Annotated in this window: 12 protein-coding genes; 11 read left to right on the top strand and 1 reads right to left on the bottom strand. The window is 51.3% G+C overall.

All coding sequences use genetic code 11. The annotated features are described in order from the left end of the window. The first annotated feature begins 198 nt into the window (after positions 1 to 198). Positions 199 to 1,074, top strand: a complete 876-nt coding sequence (locus IEW11_RS15060) for a carbohydrate ABC transporter permease (RefSeq protein WP_188531914.1) — start codon at positions 199 to 201, stop codon at positions 1,072 to 1,074. Then, positions 1,067 to 1,891, top strand: coding sequence for a carbohydrate ABC transporter permease (locus IEW11_RS15055; RefSeq protein ID WP_188531878.1), 825 nt, complete (start codon positions 1,067 to 1,069; stop codon positions 1,889 to 1,891). Before IEW11_RS15060 ends, IEW11_RS15055 begins: the two co-directional genes overlap by 8 nt. A gap of 128 nt (positions 1,892 to 2,019) precedes the next feature. On the opposite strand, the gene IEW11_RS15050 is transcribed toward IEW11_RS15055, so the two are convergent. Next, the gene (locus tag IEW11_RS15050) at positions 2,020 to 4,017 is read right to left on the bottom strand and encodes a DUF4832 domain-containing protein (RefSeq protein ID WP_188531877.1); all 1,998 of its coding nucleotides are present in this window, start codon (positions 4,015 to 4,017) and stop codon (positions 2,020 to 2,022) included. Between the two features lie 210 nt (positions 4,018 to 4,227). Between IEW11_RS15050 and IEW11_RS15045 the strand changes: the two genes are divergently transcribed. The 9 genes from IEW11_RS15045 to IEW11_RS15005 all read left to right on the top strand — a co-directional run bounded on the left by IEW11_RS15045 (position 4,228) and on the right by IEW11_RS15005 (position 17,736). Next, entirely contained in the window at positions 4,228 to 5,382 is a 1,155-nt protein-coding gene (locus IEW11_RS15045; RefSeq protein ID WP_188531876.1) for a Gfo/Idh/MocA family protein, read from the top strand. 14 nt (positions 5,383 to 5,396) lie between these two features. Next, complete coding sequence (locus tag IEW11_RS15040; protein ID WP_188531875.1) at positions 5,397 to 6,632, top strand: DUF6807 domain-containing protein; 1,236 nt, start codon at positions 5,397 to 5,399, stop codon at positions 6,630 to 6,632. Between the two features lie 130 nt (positions 6,633 to 6,762). Next, positions 6,763 to 8,985: a helix-turn-helix domain-containing protein gene (locus IEW11_RS15035; protein ID WP_229725317.1), complete on the top strand. Its 2,223-nt coding sequence runs from the start codon at positions 6,763 to 6,765 to the stop codon at positions 8,983 to 8,985. Between the two features lie 199 nt (positions 8,986 to 9,184). Continuing rightward, on the top strand, positions 9,185 to 10,135 hold the full coding sequence (locus IEW11_RS15030) for an ABC transporter permease (RefSeq protein ID WP_188531873.1): 951 nt from the start codon (positions 9,185 to 9,187) through the stop codon (positions 10,133 to 10,135). 11 nt (positions 10,136 to 10,146) lie between these two features. Then, a complete protein-coding gene (locus tag IEW11_RS15025; protein ID WP_188531872.1) occupies positions 10,147 to 11,019 on the top strand; it encodes a carbohydrate ABC transporter permease in 873 nt (290 codons plus the stop codon). A 92-nt stretch (positions 11,020 to 11,111) separates the two neighbouring features. Continuing rightward, positions 11,112 to 12,713: an extracellular solute-binding protein gene (locus tag IEW11_RS15020; protein WP_188531913.1), complete on the top strand. Its 1,602-nt coding sequence runs from the start codon at positions 11,112 to 11,114 to the stop codon at positions 12,711 to 12,713. Positions 12,714 to 13,312: 599 nt separating this feature from the next. After that, positions 13,313 to 14,269 (top strand): AAA family ATPase, encoded by a 957-nt coding sequence (locus IEW11_RS15015; RefSeq protein WP_188531871.1) that lies wholly within the window; start codon positions 13,313 to 13,315, stop codon positions 14,267 to 14,269. A 1-nt stretch (position 14,270) separates the two neighbouring features. After that, the gene (locus IEW11_RS15010; RefSeq protein ID WP_188531870.1) at positions 14,271 to 15,515 is read left to right on the top strand and encodes a DUF58 domain-containing protein; all 1,245 of its coding nucleotides are present in this window, start codon (positions 14,271 to 14,273) and stop codon (positions 15,513 to 15,515) included. Beyond that, positions 15,502 to 17,736 (top strand): DUF4129 domain-containing transglutaminase family protein, encoded by a 2,235-nt coding sequence (locus IEW11_RS15005; protein WP_188531869.1) that lies wholly within the window; start codon positions 15,502 to 15,504, stop codon positions 17,734 to 17,736. Before IEW11_RS15010 ends, IEW11_RS15005 begins: the two co-directional genes overlap by 14 nt. The last annotated feature ends 15 nt before the right edge of the window (positions 17,737 to 17,751 follow it).

Genomic DNA, 17,751 nt, shown 5'->3' with positions numbered 1-17,751 from the left:
ATAGCGGTATATAAATACAACCTTGGGCATTCACCTGCCACCTGCGGAAACAGGCGATTCGCCGGCTGCTTCGGCCGGCGGATTTTGATTGCCAGCTGAATTGCTTCAAATCGCAATTAACAGTTGCAGCATTAGGCCCAAGGTTATTTATTTGGATAGCGGGAAGGAGCTGGCCTTGTGAAGGTAGCAAGATCGGGCATGTCCATACAAGCAAAAACGAATGCAATCGGTTGGTCCTTTATTTCGGTGGCCGTGATCATGATTTGCGTGTTTTACTTTTACCCGATGGTGCAAGCGCTGATCTTGTCGCTGCAGTCGGGTAGGGGCATGAATCTGCAGTTTGTAGGTTTAGATAATTATGTGCGGCTGTTCACGGATTCGATGTTTATTGCGGCAGTTAAGAACACGTTCATTTATTTAATTGTGCAAGTGCCAATCATGATTATTTTGGGGCTGTTTATTTCCGTGCTGCTCAATGACAGCCGGCTTAAGTTCAAAGGATTTTTTCGGACCGCGATTTTCCTGCCTTGCGTAACGTCGCTCGTTGCTTATTCTGTCATTTTTAAATACCTGTTCGCGGCGGATGGCCTGGTGAACACAATGCTGATGAAAGTATCGATCATATCTGCGCCGATTCAATGGATCACAGATCCTTTCTGGGCGAAGATCACGATCATTATCGCCATTACTTGGCGTTGGACCGGCTATAATATGATTTTCTATCTTTCCGCGCTTCAGAATATCGACAATTCCATCTATGAAGCTGCTAGAATCGACGGCGCTTCGGCGTTCAAGCAGTTCTTCCAAATTACGATTCCGCTGCTCAAGCCGATCATTCTGTTCACGTCGATCACGTCGACGATCGGTACGCTGCAGCTGTTCGATGAAGTCATGAATATTACAGGGGGCGGACCGGGGAACGCAACGACGAGCATTTCCCAGTATATCTACAACCTGTCATTCAAATATACGCCAGACTTTGGTTATGCGGCTACCGTATCCTACGCCATCGTCGTTCTGATTGTAATCTTCTCCGTTCTACAGTTTAAAGCGGCAGGTGATCGAAATGGCTAGAATCAAACGTATCTTCATCTATGGATTTCTCATCATCTCATCCATCGTATCCATCTTCCCTTTTCTCTGGATGATCGTCAGCTCGACGAACAAGTCATCTGACGTGACGCAGGGCAAGCTGCTGCCGGGCAGCTTTCTCGGGCAGAACGTAAGCAATCTATTCAATTCGATCGATTTGGTGCCGGCCTTGCTGAATTCAGCGAAAATTTCCATTACGACGACGGTTCTCGCGCTGCTTATCGGATCGTTGGCGGGGTATGGATTTGAAATTTACAGAAGCAGAGCCAAGGATATCGTCTTTAACATTTTGCTGCTATCGATGATGATTCCGTTCGCGGCGTTGATGGTGCCGCTGTACCGGATGTTTGCGAGCGTATCACAAACTGCGCCCTTCATCGGCATAGATACGGCAGCTTCGGTTATACTGCCTACCGTAACGACAGCATTCCTGATCTTCTTCTTCCGCCAGAGCACGAAGATGTTTCCGCGGGATATGCTGGAGGCCGGACGGATGGACGGGCTGAGCGAGCTGGGCCTCTTTGTACGCATCTACATGCCTACGATGAAAACGACTTATGCCGCGGCAGCGATCATCACGTTCATGTCCAGTTGGAACAACTACATGTGGCCGCTCATCGTGCTCCAATCTCCGGAGAACAAAACGATACCTTTACTCATATCCAATCTCGGTTCCAGTTATGCTCCGGATTACGGAGTGATCATGACGGCAATCGTCATCGCTACGATTCCGACGGCGCTCGTGTTCTTCCTGATGCAGAAGCATTTTGTAGCCGGTATGATGGGCTCTGTTAAATAGTGAACGAGGGAAAGGCGAAAGCTTTGCGGGGCGGATGAAGCCCCGCACGATCGTTTTAGGCAGCCCGGAGCATGAACTTTCCCCTAGAGGGTTCTCAAGTTCATGCTCCGGGCTTATTGTTGTGTTTTTTAACTTTTCGGGATTTGCTGTTCCAGCAGTCTTGTTGCCATAATGACCGCTTGCTCGATCGTGGCATGCTGTTTAGAACCGAAGGTGTCCTTTGATATTCCTTTGATGACATCTGCCGAGGACAAAAACATAATTGCTTCAGCGGCATAAGGAGAAAACGTTTGTTGGTCAGAGAATGTTTTCCCTCCCCGGCTCGCAACGGTTTTGCCGGATGCGGATAACGTACGCATCATCATGCTGGCAAGCTGCTCGCGGGTGATAAGAGCACCGGGCGAAAACTGATGAAGCGCGGTTCCATTCACAATTCCAAGGTGATACGCCTTCAAAATTTCCGGATTACCGGTGTCAGTATACGGATTCTCGGACGCTTTCGGCACAACCGTCGCTGTTATCGCCTCATACAGCTTGATGATAATCTCGCAAAACTGCTCGCGTGTAATAGAATCGGTAAAGCTCAATTCTTGGACAGGCCCGGTTAATCCCTTTTCTGCGGCGATCCGGAGATCCTGGGCCGCCCAGCCGGAAGCATTCTTAAACGCAGCCGGAGCCATTGCCGTTGACGGTTCCGGATCCGGGTTGTTTCCCGCCTCCGCTGGGGCGATACCGATATTGCCCAGCGTCAGCCAACCTGCAAGATCTTTGTCTTGGTTCTCATTGGCAAAACGCAGAGGAGAGCCGCCTTTCATCGGATTCGGCACCCTTAGCAGCACCTTGTATTGGCCGGGGCTTAAAGTGGGAAGCTGACCGGTAAACAGGCGCTCGTATGCGTTGTCCCCGGGCAGTATTTCCGGCAGGCTCCACGGGATAGGATTCCAAGTATGTACTGCATTGCCGTTTGCGTCCAGCAGGCGGATTTCGGCATCCCATGGATAATAGAACGGAGCCTTTCCTTTGTTTTGGATCCGCACCTTGACCGATAGTTCGCCTTTCTCGTTCGACATGACGAGGTTTGAAGCGCTGACGAACAATTCATAGCCAAGCATTTTGTGAGCCCGGAGCGCATGGCGTTGCTCTGTGCTGCTTAACTGCTCATTGAATATCGTATCATTGAGCAACCAGCTGGCATGCGTAGCTTCAACCGATTTCTGAAAGTCCTGGCCGACCCGGTTTGGCCAGGATTCCCAAATGCTTTCCTGAAGCTCGGGGCGCAGCTCGCCGCCTATGGCACGGGACTTCCACAGCCCGGTGAGATGAGCCGCTTTCAGGGACGGCACGAATTGCCAATCTTCGGGACCGAGCGTTTCATAAGCAAAGGAATCGTCATGAAAGCCAAAATGCTTCTTCAATGAAATTGCGGCGTTAACGCCCGGATAACGGATCAGCACCTGGGTTTGATCAAAGGAATTTCGGTAAGCCTCCAGCAATCTGGCTTGATTGGCGCTGCTCATTTGCCGGTCTTCCATGCCAGTGTCACCGTCGTAAGGATAGATATGCCATTCGCCCCAAAAGCCGTACAAGCCCGCGGTGACAAAGCCGATTCTCGGATCGCCGTCATATCTTTCGCCGAAAGCCCGGATAAATGAAAGCAGGCCTTTCATAAGCCGCTCATCGTTCCAATCCGGAGTCAGGCTCTTGACGTTGTTATACTCGGAATATTGCCGGACCGGGACCCCGTTGTCGATCATATATTGCGGGATACCGGCAGGAAAGGTCGGATAGTCGAGATAGACACGAAACACAGCTTGGTGCCCGCGGCTTGCGATGTCGTCGAGTCTCTCCTCCAATGCCTCCCAGTGAAAGCTGCGTTGTCCGCTTTGGAGTTCTCTTAGCGGGATATAAAACCATTCCATGCTGTGGGGAAACGAATTAGAGGCCGGGGCGAAAGGGATAAAGCCTTTCAAAGGGTTTGATTCCAGTCCCGGTGCATTCGGATCATAGGCGTGCTGTGTCCAGCTCCCGCTGCCGGCGCTTTTGTCAGCCAGAATAGAGCGGGATGGATCCGGTGGAAGCAGCAAGCAGAGCACAAATATAATCATAACGAGCTTCTTTGTTGTCATCGGCCTCTCCTAACAAATGCATGTTCTGCATAACGAATATCAAAGCCATCATAATTTAATTATTACGTACTGTAAATATCCAATCGACAAATCATGATCGCGTCAAGTCATTGCGCGAATGTCGAAATTCTATTGTTTCATTATTTTTTAACAAGTTGTATACTAGTTATATTAGTATATTAACTATAAATCGAGGAGATGAAAAAACGGATGATTCGTGTAGCTGTAATTGGAACGGGATCAATTTCGTCTGCCCATATTGAATCGTATTTATCGTTTGGAGAGCGGTGCAGGATCGTTGCCTTTTGCGATGTGAGCCCGGAAAGCGCGCAGGCCAAAAAACAGGCGTACAATTTAGATTGCGATATTGTAAGCGATTACCGCGAGCTGCTGCAGCGCGAGGATATCGATCTTGTCTCCGTATGCACGCCGCCTTACACGCATGCCGATATTTCAGTAACCGCTCTCAATGCGGGCAAGCATGTCATCGTTGAGAAGCCTATGGCTTCTTCCCTGGCTGAATGCGACCGGATGAACGAAGCGGCGGCGCGCTCCGGCAAACTTCTGTCCGTTGTCAGCCAAAACCGGTTCGGCGATGCGGTCATGCGGCTGAAGCATGTGCTGGATTCCGGGGCGGCCGGACGGATCGTCCATGCGCAGATCGATTCCTTCTGGTGGCGGGGCTACGTGTATTACGATCTGTGGTGGAGAGGCACGTGGGAAAAGGAAGGCGGAGGCTGTACGCTGAACCATGCCGTCCACCATATCGATATGCTCCAATGGATGATGGGGCTGCCGGACAAGGTCACTGCCGTAATGAGCAATACGTCGCATGACAACGCCGAAGTGGAGGATCTGTCGGTGGCCATTCTCTCGTACCCGCGGGCGCTTGCGCAAATTACGAGCTCGGTCGTTCATCACGGGCAGGAGCAGAAGCTCATTTTTCAAGGGGAGAAGGCAAGAATCTCGATGCCGTGGCAGGTTACCGCTTCCCTGGCCCAGGAGAACGGCTTTCCCAAACCGAACCCTGAGCTGGAACAGGAGATCGAGGCCGTTGCAGAAAAGGTTCCGGCGCTGCAGTATGTCGGGCACAAAGGACAGCTTGATAATGTATTGACCGCCATAGAGAACGGCAGCGGACAGGTGCTGGTGACCGGAGAGGAAGGCAGGAAAACGCTGGAGCTGATCACCGCGATTTATCAAGCCGCAAGCACGGGACAGACGGTGCAGCTGCCGCTGCTGCCGAACAGCCCGTTCTATACCCGCGAAGGCATGATGGCCTCGGCGACGCATTTCTACGAGAAGAAAAACTCGGTTGCGGCATTCACCAACAATGAAATCACCGTCAGCGGAGAGCAAAGATAAGGGGCGGAGATGCAATGAACAGCCTTTATAAAATAAAATTATCCGTAGGCCGTGACACGCTGCTTCCCGCCGTGGTGAAAATCGGCTTGGACGAAGAGGCATTTATAAAGCTTGAGGGATGGGCGGGGCGCTCGGATATCGATGCCGTCCACGAGCCTGCCGGGGTAAGGCTGGCTTGTCAGCTGGGCAAGGACGCGATGTCCGCCTCCCCGGAGGGGACAAAACGCGAGTACGCGCTTTATGTATTGCTGCAGGAAATGGCGTTGCCCTTCGAAGCCGAGCTGTCCCTGGTCCTGAAGCCAAGGGAGGAGCTTGCGCCGGCCGACCGCCGCCATAATCCTTGGAGCGAGCTTCCTGGTGTCTACCTCGATCATCAGGAGGACAACGCCAGGGTTGTGGTCAGCATCGAAGGCAAGCTTTTTACCCGGTACTTGTATTCCGGTCATGTCGGCAAGCCTTATTATTATCCCTTAATAGGCCCTCACGGCAAGACGCTCATTCAGGATGCGCCGGACGATCATCTCCATCATCACGGGCTGTGGTGGGGGCACGACGATGTGAACGGGCATAAGCTCTACCATGAATTCCGCGGGGAAGGCAGACAGGTTCACCGCAAATTTTTGACGATGACGGGCGGTCCGGTCTTCGGCCAGCTTACCGCGCTGATCGACTGGCAGGATGAGCACGGCGAATTGCTGCTGCAGGAAACCCGGAGCGTTAGAATCTACAACCTGCCTCCCGAATCCAGGTACATGGATCTCGCGACAGAGCTGTATGCCTTAAATGGAGAGGTCAGGTTCGGAGACACCAAGGAGGGAGGGTTCCCTTTTATCCGTGTCAACGAACAAATTAACGGTCATCATAGAGGCGTTATCACCGCAGCGAGCGGAAAATCAGGGGAGAGCGAAATATTCGGCACCGTCACGGAATGGGTCGATTACAGCGGCGAGCTGTTTTTCGGCATGAAACGCGAAGACGGCGAAGCAGTCAAGGAATATATCCAAGCGGGGATTGCGGCCTTCGCCCATCCGGCCAACGAAACGTTTGCTTCGCAGTGGTTTGTCAGGGATTACGGCCCTTTCACACCGGCCAACTTCCATTTTTGCGGCGGCAAAGTATTGCCAAACGACGCGTCCATTGCCATGAAGCACAGATTGTTTATTCATGAGGGAGACGTCATCGGCGGGCGGGTAAAGGAACGCTACTTGGAGTACGTGAATCCGCTGCGCGGCACGTTAATAAAGGGTTAGGCAGCAAGCACCCGGTTCATCCGGGCTTTCAGGAAGGAAACCGCGCCTTACGCGGTTTTTTTCTTGAAAGGCAGATTTGAAAGCGCTTTAATTATTGGTTGTTTTCCGCGAGGAGGTTGAGCCTGTGAAGATGAACTGGTATTACCGCACGATGCTTTCTTATGCGCCTATCTTCTTTGTCGTTATTTCATCGCTTATTTTTGTGTTTTTTACGACGCTGAACCGTTCTTCGGAGCAAAAATACATCGAAACGAATCAAGCGATTCTGCAGCAAACGATACGGAACATGGACGCCAATTTACAATTGACGGAACGAAATATCGTCAGTGAAATGTTTACGGACGGGATCCTGCAAAGCTATTTCACCGGCGAGCCGAAGTCTCTGTACGACTATTTTATCATTCAGAAACAGCTGGCTGACTTCTCGTCCACTCTTCCCTTCGAAAATACGATCTATTTATACAATGAACACACGGGAAAGGTGCTTTCCGGATCAGGGATGGTAGAGCTGGATACATTTAATGACAAGTCTTTTTTCAGTTCGGTGTATGAACAGGGCAATTCGGCGGGATGGACGAGCACGAGAGACTTCAATCCTTCGATTCTTGATGACACGACGCAGCAGGTCGTCTCGCTGGTAAAGGTGTTCCCGTACGGTTCGAATGAACAGGGCGCCGTTGTCGTCAATCTGTACGTGAAATCGCTGATCGAGTTTCTAAGCCGGTTTAATTCCGGCGGGAACGGCGCTGTCCAGCTGCTCGATGCCGATAAACAGCCTTTCCCCGGCGCGGCGGAGCCGGACATGGGGGAACAAATTTACGCGGCCTCCGGCTACACCGGCTGGTATTTCTATTCGGACAGCGTGCATGCCAATGAATATTCGATGCTCTCGCTGCTGTCGAATCTTTGGTTTGTCGCCGTTTTAATTATCATTGTGCTGGCGTTACTCTGGTTCACCTTTATCACTCATGTCAATTATAAGCCGATTCAAGCCATCCTAGGCAAGATTAACGGGTATACGGCACGCAAAAGCGAAGAGCTGGGCATTAAGATTCCCCGCAACGAATTTAAATTTATTGAAACCGCGATCGACCATCTGCTGGAGAAATCGGTCGATTATGACGCCCTGCACAAAGAAGAGATGCTGCTTAGGCAGCGCAATCTGTTTCACGAGCTGCTTACAGGCCACCAGGTGCTGACGGATCTGGAGTGGGAGAGGCAGATGGCCTCGTTCGGACTGCCTCACGCCTGTCAGCGGCTTGGCGTTATTGCGCTGGAGATCGATCACTATACCGCATTTACGGAGAAATACAGCCCGAGCGACCAATATTTATTGAAGTTTTTGATCGAGACGGCCTTCCGGGAGCTCGCGCAGCAAAGAGAGCTGTTCGTCTGGCATGTTTGGGTGCAGCCGCATCAGCTGGCGGCGGTGCTGCACTTGTCCGGCAGCGACGAGCCCTATCAGGAAACGCTGCGGCGGCTGGGCGAGGAATTTCGCGGCTGGATCAATGCCCACCTTGAGTTGACGCTGTCTGTGGGCATCGGTTCAGAAACGGATACTATTCGCAGCATCTCCTGCTCCTACCGTAATGCGAATGAGAATGCCGCCTATAAGGCCGTATTCGGCACCAATACGGTTATCGACAATGATAAAACAAACACGCGGACAAACGGAGAGACCTTTGCCTGCTTCCAAAAGGTGCTGGAGATGACCCGCTTCTACCGCATGGATGATGAGCAGTGGGTGGATAAGCTGAATCAGATTTTTTTCAAGCTGAAGCAGATGCTGATCTCCAAAAACGATATCGTGACGTTTATGAACAACCTGATCCATCAGCTTCAAAAGGATATCAAGCTGCTGCCGCCGGGCGTTCAAGCGCTTTGGAAGGAGGATTATCAGAGCCGGTTCGAGCGGATTGCCAGCCATACGGAAACGATCGAAGAGCTGCATGAACGGCTGCTGACGATGATGACGGGGCTGGCTGCGGAGATTGATCAGGAGAGGAACAGCCGCAAGCATCACGCCATTGCCCTGCAAATGAAAGAATATATCGACCGGCATTACTCCGATCCGGGCCTTTCCCTGGTCCAGGTCGGCGATCAATACGGACTCAGCGCGCGCAGCGCCAGCAATCTGTTTAAGGAGGAGCTGGGGGAGAAATTCATCGATTACCTGCTCAAGGTGCGATTCGCCCATGCCAAGAACATGCTTGTAGAAACCGATGAACCGATTCAAACCATTGCCGAAAAGGTCGGATACAGTCATGTGATTTCCTTTCACCGCGCCTTCAAGAAATTATTCGATCTTCCCCCGGGGGAGTTCAGGGCGATGAACCGGGCGCATGAAGAGTGACGGTGAAATTTGCTGCCTTTAGCAGCGGATATTCTTGTTTGCGGAAAAAGGTTAAGCGCTGAAAAAGTGTTAATTCCTTACTATGACGCGGTTTTCTTCTTCTGTTAGCCGCCAGATTAATGTTAATTTCCATAACGGCCTGCCGGTGCTACATTGATAGTCAAGAGCGCTCACAACCATCACAGTCGGGAGGTTATACATGCAGATCGCAACGAAACGGCATACCGGGGCAGCCTCGCGGGTACGAACGAATTCGAAGTCGTCCCTTGTCCGCGACTGGCAATTATATTTGCTGCTCCTGCTGCCCCTGGCCTATTTCTTCATTTTTAAGTACATTCCCATGCTCGGTGCTGTAATCGCATTCAAGGACTACAACATGTTTCAAGGCGTGCTCGCGAGCCCGTGGGTAGGCTTCGAGACGTTCCGCGAAGTCTTCGCCATGAACGGCTTCTACATCGCGCTGCGCAACACGTTTATGTTAAATCTGCTGGACCTGCTTATCAGCTTTCCGATTCCGATCATCCTGGCGATCCTGCTTAACGAGCTGCGCGTCAAATGGTTTAAAAAAGGGGCGCAAACGATTCTGTACCTGCCGCATTTCATTTCGTGGGTCATTATCGGGGGCATGGCGATTCAGCTGCTGGCGACCAACAATGGGATCGTCAATAACATTTTGAAATCGTTCGGCATGCAGCCGGTGCCTTTTCTGACGGAGCCGTTCTATTGGGTGATTACCTATCTGGGGATCGGCGTCTGGCAGAGCGCCGGATGGGGAACGATTATTTATCTGGCGGCGCTGACCGGCATCAACAAGGATCTTTATGAAGCAGCGGATGTGGACGGAGCGACCCGTATGCGGAAAATATGGCATATCACACTGCCCGGCATCAAGCCGACGATTGTGATCCTGCTCATTATCAACATCGGGCATATGGCTACAATCGGCTTTGACCGTCCGTTCGTACTCAGCAACCCGCTCGTCACCGATGTGTCCGAGGTCATCAGCACGTATGTGTACAAGATCGGAATTCAGTCCGCAAGGTACACCATCGCTACGGCGATCGGCTTGTTCCAGGCGGTTGTAGGCCTGATCTTCCTGTTATCCGCAGATTATATTTCCAGAAAAGTGAACGACCAGGGCATCTGGTAAGGAGAGTGGATATGAAACCATATGGAAATGACAAAGTTATCGATATGACGATCATGAGCTTGATTTTTATAGCGGGCATTTTCTGTCTGGTGCCGCTGCTTCACATCTTTGCTCTTTCCTTAAGCGCGAATGGGCCGATTCTGTCGGGGAAGGTAACCATCTTCCCAGTGGACATTGATTTTACAGCCTACAAAACCGTTTTCGGCAACCCTGCGATGATACATTCCTTGTTTTTTACGATCGGATTAGTGGCGCTGTTCACCGTGATTTCCATGTTCATGACGGTCATAGCCGCCTATCCGCTGACCAAGCCGAGACTGAAGGGCCGCAATTTTTTCCTGCTTTTTATCGTGCTGACGATGTTTTTCAGCGGGGGGATGATTCCCGATTATTTGCTCGTCAAAAACCTCATGCTGCTTGACACCATATGGGCGCTTATTCTGCCGGGGATGATCAATGCTTTCTACCTGATTATCATCAAAACGTTCTTTTCTTCGATCCCGGTGGAGCTGGAGGAATCCGCCAGAATGGACGGGGCGGGCCATTTCAAAATATTAACCCATGTGGTTTTGCCGTTATCGCTTCCGGTTCTGGCCACTTTAAGCCTGTTCTATGCGGTAGGCAGATGGAACGGGTTCATGGATGCGCTGCTGTATATCACGAATGCGGAATTGTATCCGCTGCAGCTGAAGCTGTATGAGATGGTCATCAACAGCCAGGTGAACGATATGGCGATCGCCGAAGGGATGAATGCCGCCGCTCCGATTCCGGAGAGCCTCAAAGCGGCTTCAATCATGTTCGCAACGATTCCCATTCTGCTCGTCTATCCGTGGCTGCAGCGTTATTTTATATCCGGCATGATGATTGGGGCCGTAAAAGGCTGATGGTAACTCTTCTTTGGACCGGCGGCAGGAAGCCGTGTCCGGAGGAGCTGCTATAGAAAAAAATAAAAAGGGAGCTGAACAGATTGAGAAGGATGCCACGTAAATGGACAAACAGCCTTGTCGCCTTGATGGCTGCGGCCTTGATTTTGGCGGGATGCAGTGGCGGCAACACACAGGGGAATGAACCTGCAAGCGGCGGACAGCCGAATGCGTCAAGCGGTCAGGGGGAAGCGCCGAAAGGAGATCCGATCACGCTGCGCGTGGAGCTGTTCGACCGCAATAATACGCCGGCGGGAGCGCCTCCGATCACCGATAACTTTATGACAAAATACATTCAGGAGAACTTCGGCGATCCGAATAACATCAAAGTGGAGTTTGTTACCGTTCCGCGTTCCGAAGAAGTGGATAAGCTCAATGTGCTCATGGCAGCGAACCAGGCGCCGGATATCGTCTACACGTACGACCTGCCGACCGTTCAGCGCTATGTCAAAGACGGGGGCATCACGGATCTTGGCCCGCTGCTGGAGGAGCACGGCCAAACATTGAAATCCGTCCTCGGCGAAGAGCTGCTGAGCTACGGCATATTCGACGGCAAGCAGTACACCATTCCGGCCAAGCGTGTCCTTCAGCCGCAAAGCTCCACATTTATCCGTGCGGACTGGCTGGAGGAGCTGGGGCTTCCGCTGCCTGAGACAACCGAGCAGTTCTACGAAACAATGAAAGCGTTTAAAGAGAAAAAGCCGGGCAAATCCGGAGATAATGTCATTCCGTACGGCCAAATGGACTACTTCCACATGCACCCCATCCAATATTCATTCTGGGAATGGGATAAAATTACGGAAGAAGACCTGTACGCCAATGCCGAATGGCTGATGCCGGGCAACAAAGAAGGCTACCGCTTCCTGAACAAAATGTTTAACGAAGGACTAGTTGATCCCGACTTCCCGCTGCATATGAACAAGGACACCCAGCAATTCCAGAAAAATCTGCTGAACGGTTATATCGGCGCTGCTACAACGAACACAAATGAGCCTGTATACATGGGTTACCTGGCTGAGCTGCAGAAGAACGACCCGAACGCCAAGCTTGCAATCATTGATCCGTTCACAAGCGCCGACGGCAAACGTCCAAAGCCGATTTACCCTCCTAACGGGTTGTACATTATGGTGCCCAAAGCAAGCAAAAACGCCGAAGCGGCTGTGAAATACCTGAACTGGATGGCGGAGACGGAGAACATCATCGCGCTGCAAAACGGCACTGAAGGCGAGACGTACAAGATGGAAAACGGGCTTCCGGTCACGCTTGATAATGACCAGGCGAAGCAAACGCTCTACAACTATTTCGATTACTGCATTATCCTCAACGGCAAATATGTGAGCACCACCGATGAGCTGAAAAATATCGAGGCGAACGCTTCCGATCCGAATTTCAAGGATTTCACGGTAGAGAGCATCGCGACGGGTACGAACGACGGCGTGATCAAGCCGCGTGTTGTGACGCCGATTGAAGCGGAAATCAAATATGCGCCGACACTGAAACAAAAAGACGATGAAATTTTCGTGAAGGTCATCACGGCCAAACCGGAGAATTTCGACGCCGTATACGACAAGGAAGTGGCGGATTACATGAAAATCGGCGGCCAGGAAGTCATGGATGAGAAGAGAGCGGCCTATCAGGCGGAGTATAACCAATGATTTTCAGTCGTTAGCTGACGCGTACAAAAGTGCTGCGGCTGCGAGGGAGGTGTGATCCTTCCTCGCAGCCGCAGTTTTATTAATGGTTGTTGCCGGAAGCATTGCCCTTTTTATCTTTTGTTTTGGTCTGTGTATTCTTTGTAGCGTGACCCTGTTGTTTGGCCATGATCTTCCCCTCCTTTCCTAGTCTTTATTGTGCTTCCTGCGCTTATAGGTATGCACGGCCGTGTCATCCTTTATGGAAGCTGAATACAATGGGATAAAGGCCTAAACGTGAATGCCGAAGGGAGCTGGGTATGACACAGCAAGTCATGGTGATGACGTTGGTGTTATATGTGCTGTTAGTTTTGCTGCTTTGCATAGCCATGTATTTGACTTGATCAAAGTGATCCCTTTCTTAATCGACCGCATACTGCGGTTCTTTTTTTTGATCATACTGTCCTATTTGACAGCTCTAGCAATTAGGCCAAAAGGAGGATGGAGGACTCTGTGGAATCCTCCAATTTTTTTCGGGAAAACGCCCAACTGTACTCCTCTTATACATTCCTGTAAAATAGAGGTAGAATGCCTATTTCGATTACAATCCGGGAGGTATCAACATGGAAAACCGAAACGCCGATATGCAGCTCTGTTCTATTATTCGCCGCAATCTTGAGGCCTGTATCCTGGGTAAGAAAACAGAGATTGCCCGTCTCCTGACAGCCTTATTGGCAGGGGGGCATGTACTGCTGGAAGATGTGCCGGGCACAGGAAAAACACAGCTTGTCAAAGCGCTCGCCCGTTCGATTGGCGGACAGTTCCGCCGCATACAATGTAATCCGGACTTACTGCCTACAGATATCACCGGCGTATCCATCTACCACCCCAAGGATGAGACGTTCATATTCCGGCCAGGTCCGGTCATGTCGAATATCCTGCTCACCGACGAGATTAACCGCGCCACGACAAAAACCCAGTCCGCTTTATTGGAAGCTATGGAAGAGCGCCGGATCACCGTAGACGGCCACACCTATGAACTTCCTGTCCCGTTTCTCTTGTTTGCAACCCAGAACCCTATTGAATTCGAAGGCACGTATATGCTGCCCGAAGCCCAGCTTGACCGGTTCATGATGAAATTGACCTTGGGATATCCCGATGAAGCTACCGAGCTTGAGATGATTCTGGCGAATCATGGCGGACAACCATCGGATCAACTGCAGCAGGTCGCTGACATTACAGACATCGTCAGGCTGCAAAATCAAGTAAAGACCGTTCATATCGATGAAGCGGTCGCTGATTATTTAATCCGTATCGTGCGGGGGACAAGGGAGCACAGTGCAGTTCAGTTAGGCGCGAGCCCGCGCGCGGCGATCTCTTTGCTCTCTGCGGTTAAAGCCCACGCCTTTTTGAACGAGCGGGATTATGTCATTCCTGACGATATCAAAGAGCTTGCGGTATCGGTACTTGCACACCGGATGCTGATTCACACCGAATCCCGAATGAACGGTTTAACAGCTGAGAATGTCATCAGTTCCGTCGTCGAACAAATGAAGGTTCCTGTCCGGTTGGAGCGTTAAGATGGAATACGTGAAGGCAATCGGTTATCGTTGGCGTTTTGCTGCGGGAATCTATGCGGCCAGCACGCTTTATTTATTATTCCAAGGCGGCAAAACCGCGCTGATGTTATTTATGATTATAAATGTCCTTATTGTATATTTGATTCTGGGCCGTTGGAGCGGTATCGGTAGAATAACAGGCGGCAGACGCCTGGTTCATGGCCAATCGAAGGATCTCACGCTGGCGGCCGGAACAAGGCTGGAGGTCGAGCTGAAATTCCACATCCCCGGGTTCTGGCCGATTCCTTATGTACTGGTGAGAGAAAGGCTGCTCCGCAAGGGCGGCAACGATATGCCTTTCGAGGTGTCCTTCGTTCCCGATTTCAAACGCAGCGGCAAGGTATCGTATCTGACGCCCCCGCTGCAAAGAGGTTATTATCACTTCTCTCCGACGGTGTGTTCGACAAGGGATATATTCGGCCTGTTCGAGCATAACGGGCAATTTGAATCGGTTGAACAATTTCGCGTGCTTCCCCAGACCGTCTCGATCCGCAGCTGGAACCAGATGCACCGGGGAATGAAAGGTCCTTACTCCCATGCGGCTTCACCCCGTTCCGCCAAAGAGACAACTCAATTGAACGGTGTCCGCGATTATTTATACGGTGACAAGTTATCCCGCATCCATTGGAATGCAACGGCCAAAACAGGCGAGTGGAAGTCCAAGGAGTTCGAGCGTGAAGCAATGCCCCGCTCCGTACTTATCCTGGATCGGTATGCTGGAGCATATGCAAAGCTTGAACAATTCGAGCTCGCTGTATCGATAGCGGCTTCATTATTTGATTTTGGATTGCGGCGGGAGACGGCGATGGGACTGGTATCCATCGGATCGACTCCGGATGTTTACCCTCCTCGTTCAGCTCCGGATCAGCGCAATGCAGTCATGAATCATCTGGTTGGCGTTGCAAGCGACGGCGAGGCTCCGATCTATCGCGCATTGCGGCAAGCTTCCACGCTGCTGGCGCCGGGCTCGATCGCCGTAATAATCAGTCCGCAGGGCGGAGATGAGATCGTGAAAGCGATGCAGTGGCTGGATCGCACGGGATTGGTACCGTGCCTGATTCATCTTAAAGAAGCGGAAGCCACAGGGGCGGCAGCCGAGTCATGGCAGCGAATCGTACGCAACCATGGTTGGCCTCTCTATTCTGTGCGGGATTTACAGGAGCTTCCTGTCGTTTTGGAAGGAGGCAGTCTCAATGCAACGGTTTAATATAAGATTAACTTTACTATCCGGAAATTGGTATCAGAGAGTGACGTATTTGTTTGTCGCAGCGCTGCTGTGGCAGTGGTTTTACTGCTTGGAGGATTACTGGTGGGATGAAACATTTGCCATTGTGCATGGCGTGCTGATTGCCGGAGTCGCTGCCGAACTGCTGGTGCCGGGACATCGGTCCATACGTCTTGCGCTTCAGCTGGCGGCAATTATCGGCATCAATGTCCATTTTACCGGCTATCAGTGGATAGGAAGAGAACAGGGGCCTTGGAATGACGGTCACTTATGGACGAGTTGGCTATCCGGCAATATCGGACAGTTGGAGCCGTTTATATGGATAAGCTTGGTTGTCTGGCTGTTATTTCAATTGGCAGGTTATTGGTCAAGATCAAGGGTCCAGGTTATGACGCTTATCGCAGTTTGTATGCTGACGCTTCTTGTGGCCGATTCATTCAGTCCGCTTGTGTTATGGGATAATGTCGCATGGACGATCTTCATTGGTCTGGCCTGGCTTGTTGCAGAGCATTTTTCCCGGTTTCAATCCAAGCATCCTGACAGCTGGAATCATTTGATCGAGTATCCGGTTTCCTTGGTTTTGCCCACCCTGCTTATATTGGCGCTGGTCATGTCGTCGGGGCTTTTTGTTCCCAATGTCGCGCCTGTCATTAAAGATCCTTATACCGTATGGATGGAATCACGGGGAGAGACAGTCCCTTCATTCACAGGCGAGAAGGGCAGCAGCGGCACTTCAGAGACGAGCTTCGGAGACAGCCGGTCTGGCTACAGCCGTGATGATGATCAGCTTGGGGGCGGCTTCCAGTTTGATTATTCAACCGTGATGGAAGTAACAACGACACATCGCAGCTACTGGCGGGGAGAGACTAAAGCGCTCTATACGGGCAACGGCTGGGAGGATGCGACGCTCGAGAGACGGGAGTCTTCCGTAATCGGGCTGCGGAGTGACGAGCCGCTTCCACTTTCCGAAGGTGCTGACGAGAATGTGGAAATGATCGAGGTAGCGCAGTCGGTCACGATGGTCCGTGAAGACCCGCTGCCGGTATTGTTCGGCGCCGCTCCGATCCATAAGATCGTTGGTCTGAACAATGGTGAAGAGCAGATGTCCATCCCGACGCGCGCGGGTTGGTTATCATCATCGTGGGAGCTTCGCTGGCCAGTGGAAAATGCGCAGATTCCTTACCCGACAAGTTATTCGCTGGTTTCTCATGTTCCGATACTGAATGAGACTGAATTACGGAATGCTTCGTCCCAGCTGGACAATGGGCAGAGAAATCAAATGTACCTGCAGCTCCCCGACAACCTGCCAAGCCGGGTGATCGATCTTGCGGAGGAAATAACTGCGGAAGCAGCATCGCCGTATGACAAAGCAAAGGCAATTGAACAGTATTTGAAATTAAACTTTCCTTATACGAATACGCCTGATACGAGTAAGCGGAGAAGCCAGGATTTTGTGGATGCGTTCTTGTTTGAAATTCAGGAAGGCTATTGTGATTATTATTCCAGCGCAATGGCCGTTATGAGCCGCGCTGTCGACCTTCCTGCAAGATGGGTGAAGGGTTATGCGCCAGGTATCCTGCCTTTTGATCCGTCTGTGCAAGGGATGCCTTCGGAGCTAGAGATCAACCCCGACGGATCGGGAACCTATACCGTTCGAAATGCGGATGCGCATTCGTGGGTAGAGGTATATTTTGAAGGTTACGGCTGGATACCGTTCGAGCCGACCTCAGGGTTTGCTTTCCCTTACGCCCTGACAGATGAAGCACCGGAAGTATCCATTGAAGAAGCGGCGCCATCCACCCCGGTGGAAACTGCTGAAACGGGATCGCAAGCTTCCTATGTTCCGCTCTATGCTGCAATTGCGGCGGCGGTGCTGTCAGTGATTCTGATTGTTCTTCGCAGACAGAAAATTCTGGAAACGGTTGTGAAATGGCGTTTCCGAACGTATACCTCCAATCAACGTGTCGTCTGGGAAACGGAACGTTTGCTGCGGTACGGCCGCAGAAAGGGACTGCAGTACACAGAGCATGAAACGCTGCGTGAGATTATCTCGAAATGGTCGGAGCATCGCCGCTTTCTGCGTGAGGAGTTTACCGAGGTATTGACTGTCTTCGAAAAAGCCAAATACAGCGGCCTGACGCTCACAAGTGATGAAGCGGAGCAGTTAGTCGCTAAGGTGAAATCGATCAGAGAGAGATTATAATTGCAAAAACAGGAA

The sequence above is a fragment of the Paenibacillus abyssi genome (assembly GCF_014640295.1).
In the GTDB taxonomy this organism is placed as follows: Bacteria; Bacillota; Bacilli; order Paenibacillales; family Paenibacillaceae; genus Paenibacillus_D; species Paenibacillus_D abyssi.
Note: the sequence above shows the minus strand (reverse complement) of the source record. Positions and strands in the feature narration are given on the sequence as shown.

Bases quoted from the DNA above. Each gene is read 5' to 3' on its own strand.
- IEW11_RS15060 (WP_188531914.1), top strand. From the start codon at position 199: ATGTCCATACAAGCAAAAACGAATGCAATCGGTTGGTCCTTTATTTCG.
- IEW11_RS15055 (WP_188531878.1), top strand. From the start codon at position 1,067: ATGGCTAGAATCAAACGTATCTTCATCTATGGATTTCTCATCATCTCA.
- IEW11_RS15050 (WP_188531877.1), bottom strand. From the start codon at position 4,017: ATGACAACAAAGAAGCTCGTTATGATTATATTTGTGCTCTGCTTGCTG.
- IEW11_RS15045 (WP_188531876.1), top strand. From the start codon at position 4,228: ATGATTCGTGTAGCTGTAATTGGAACGGGATCAATTTCGTCTGCCCAT.
- IEW11_RS15040 (WP_188531875.1), top strand. From the start codon at position 5,397: ATGAACAGCCTTTATAAAATAAAATTATCCGTAGGCCGTGACACGCTG.
- IEW11_RS15035 (WP_229725317.1), top strand. From the start codon at position 6,763: ATGAACTGGTATTACCGCACGATGCTTTCTTATGCGCCTATCTTCTTT.
- IEW11_RS15030 (WP_188531873.1), top strand. From the start codon at position 9,185: ATGCAGATCGCAACGAAACGGCATACCGGGGCAGCCTCGCGGGTACGA.
- IEW11_RS15025 (WP_188531872.1), top strand. From the start codon at position 10,147: ATGAAACCATATGGAAATGACAAAGTTATCGATATGACGATCATGAGC.
- IEW11_RS15020 (WP_188531913.1), top strand. From the start codon at position 11,112: ATGCCACGTAAATGGACAAACAGCCTTGTCGCCTTGATGGCTGCGGCC.
- IEW11_RS15015 (WP_188531871.1), top strand. From the start codon at position 13,313: ATGGAAAACCGAAACGCCGATATGCAGCTCTGTTCTATTATTCGCCGC.
- IEW11_RS15010 (WP_188531870.1), top strand. From the start codon at position 14,271: ATGGAATACGTGAAGGCAATCGGTTATCGTTGGCGTTTTGCTGCGGGA.
- IEW11_RS15005 (WP_188531869.1), top strand. From the start codon at position 15,502: ATGCAACGGTTTAATATAAGATTAACTTTACTATCCGGAAATTGGTAT.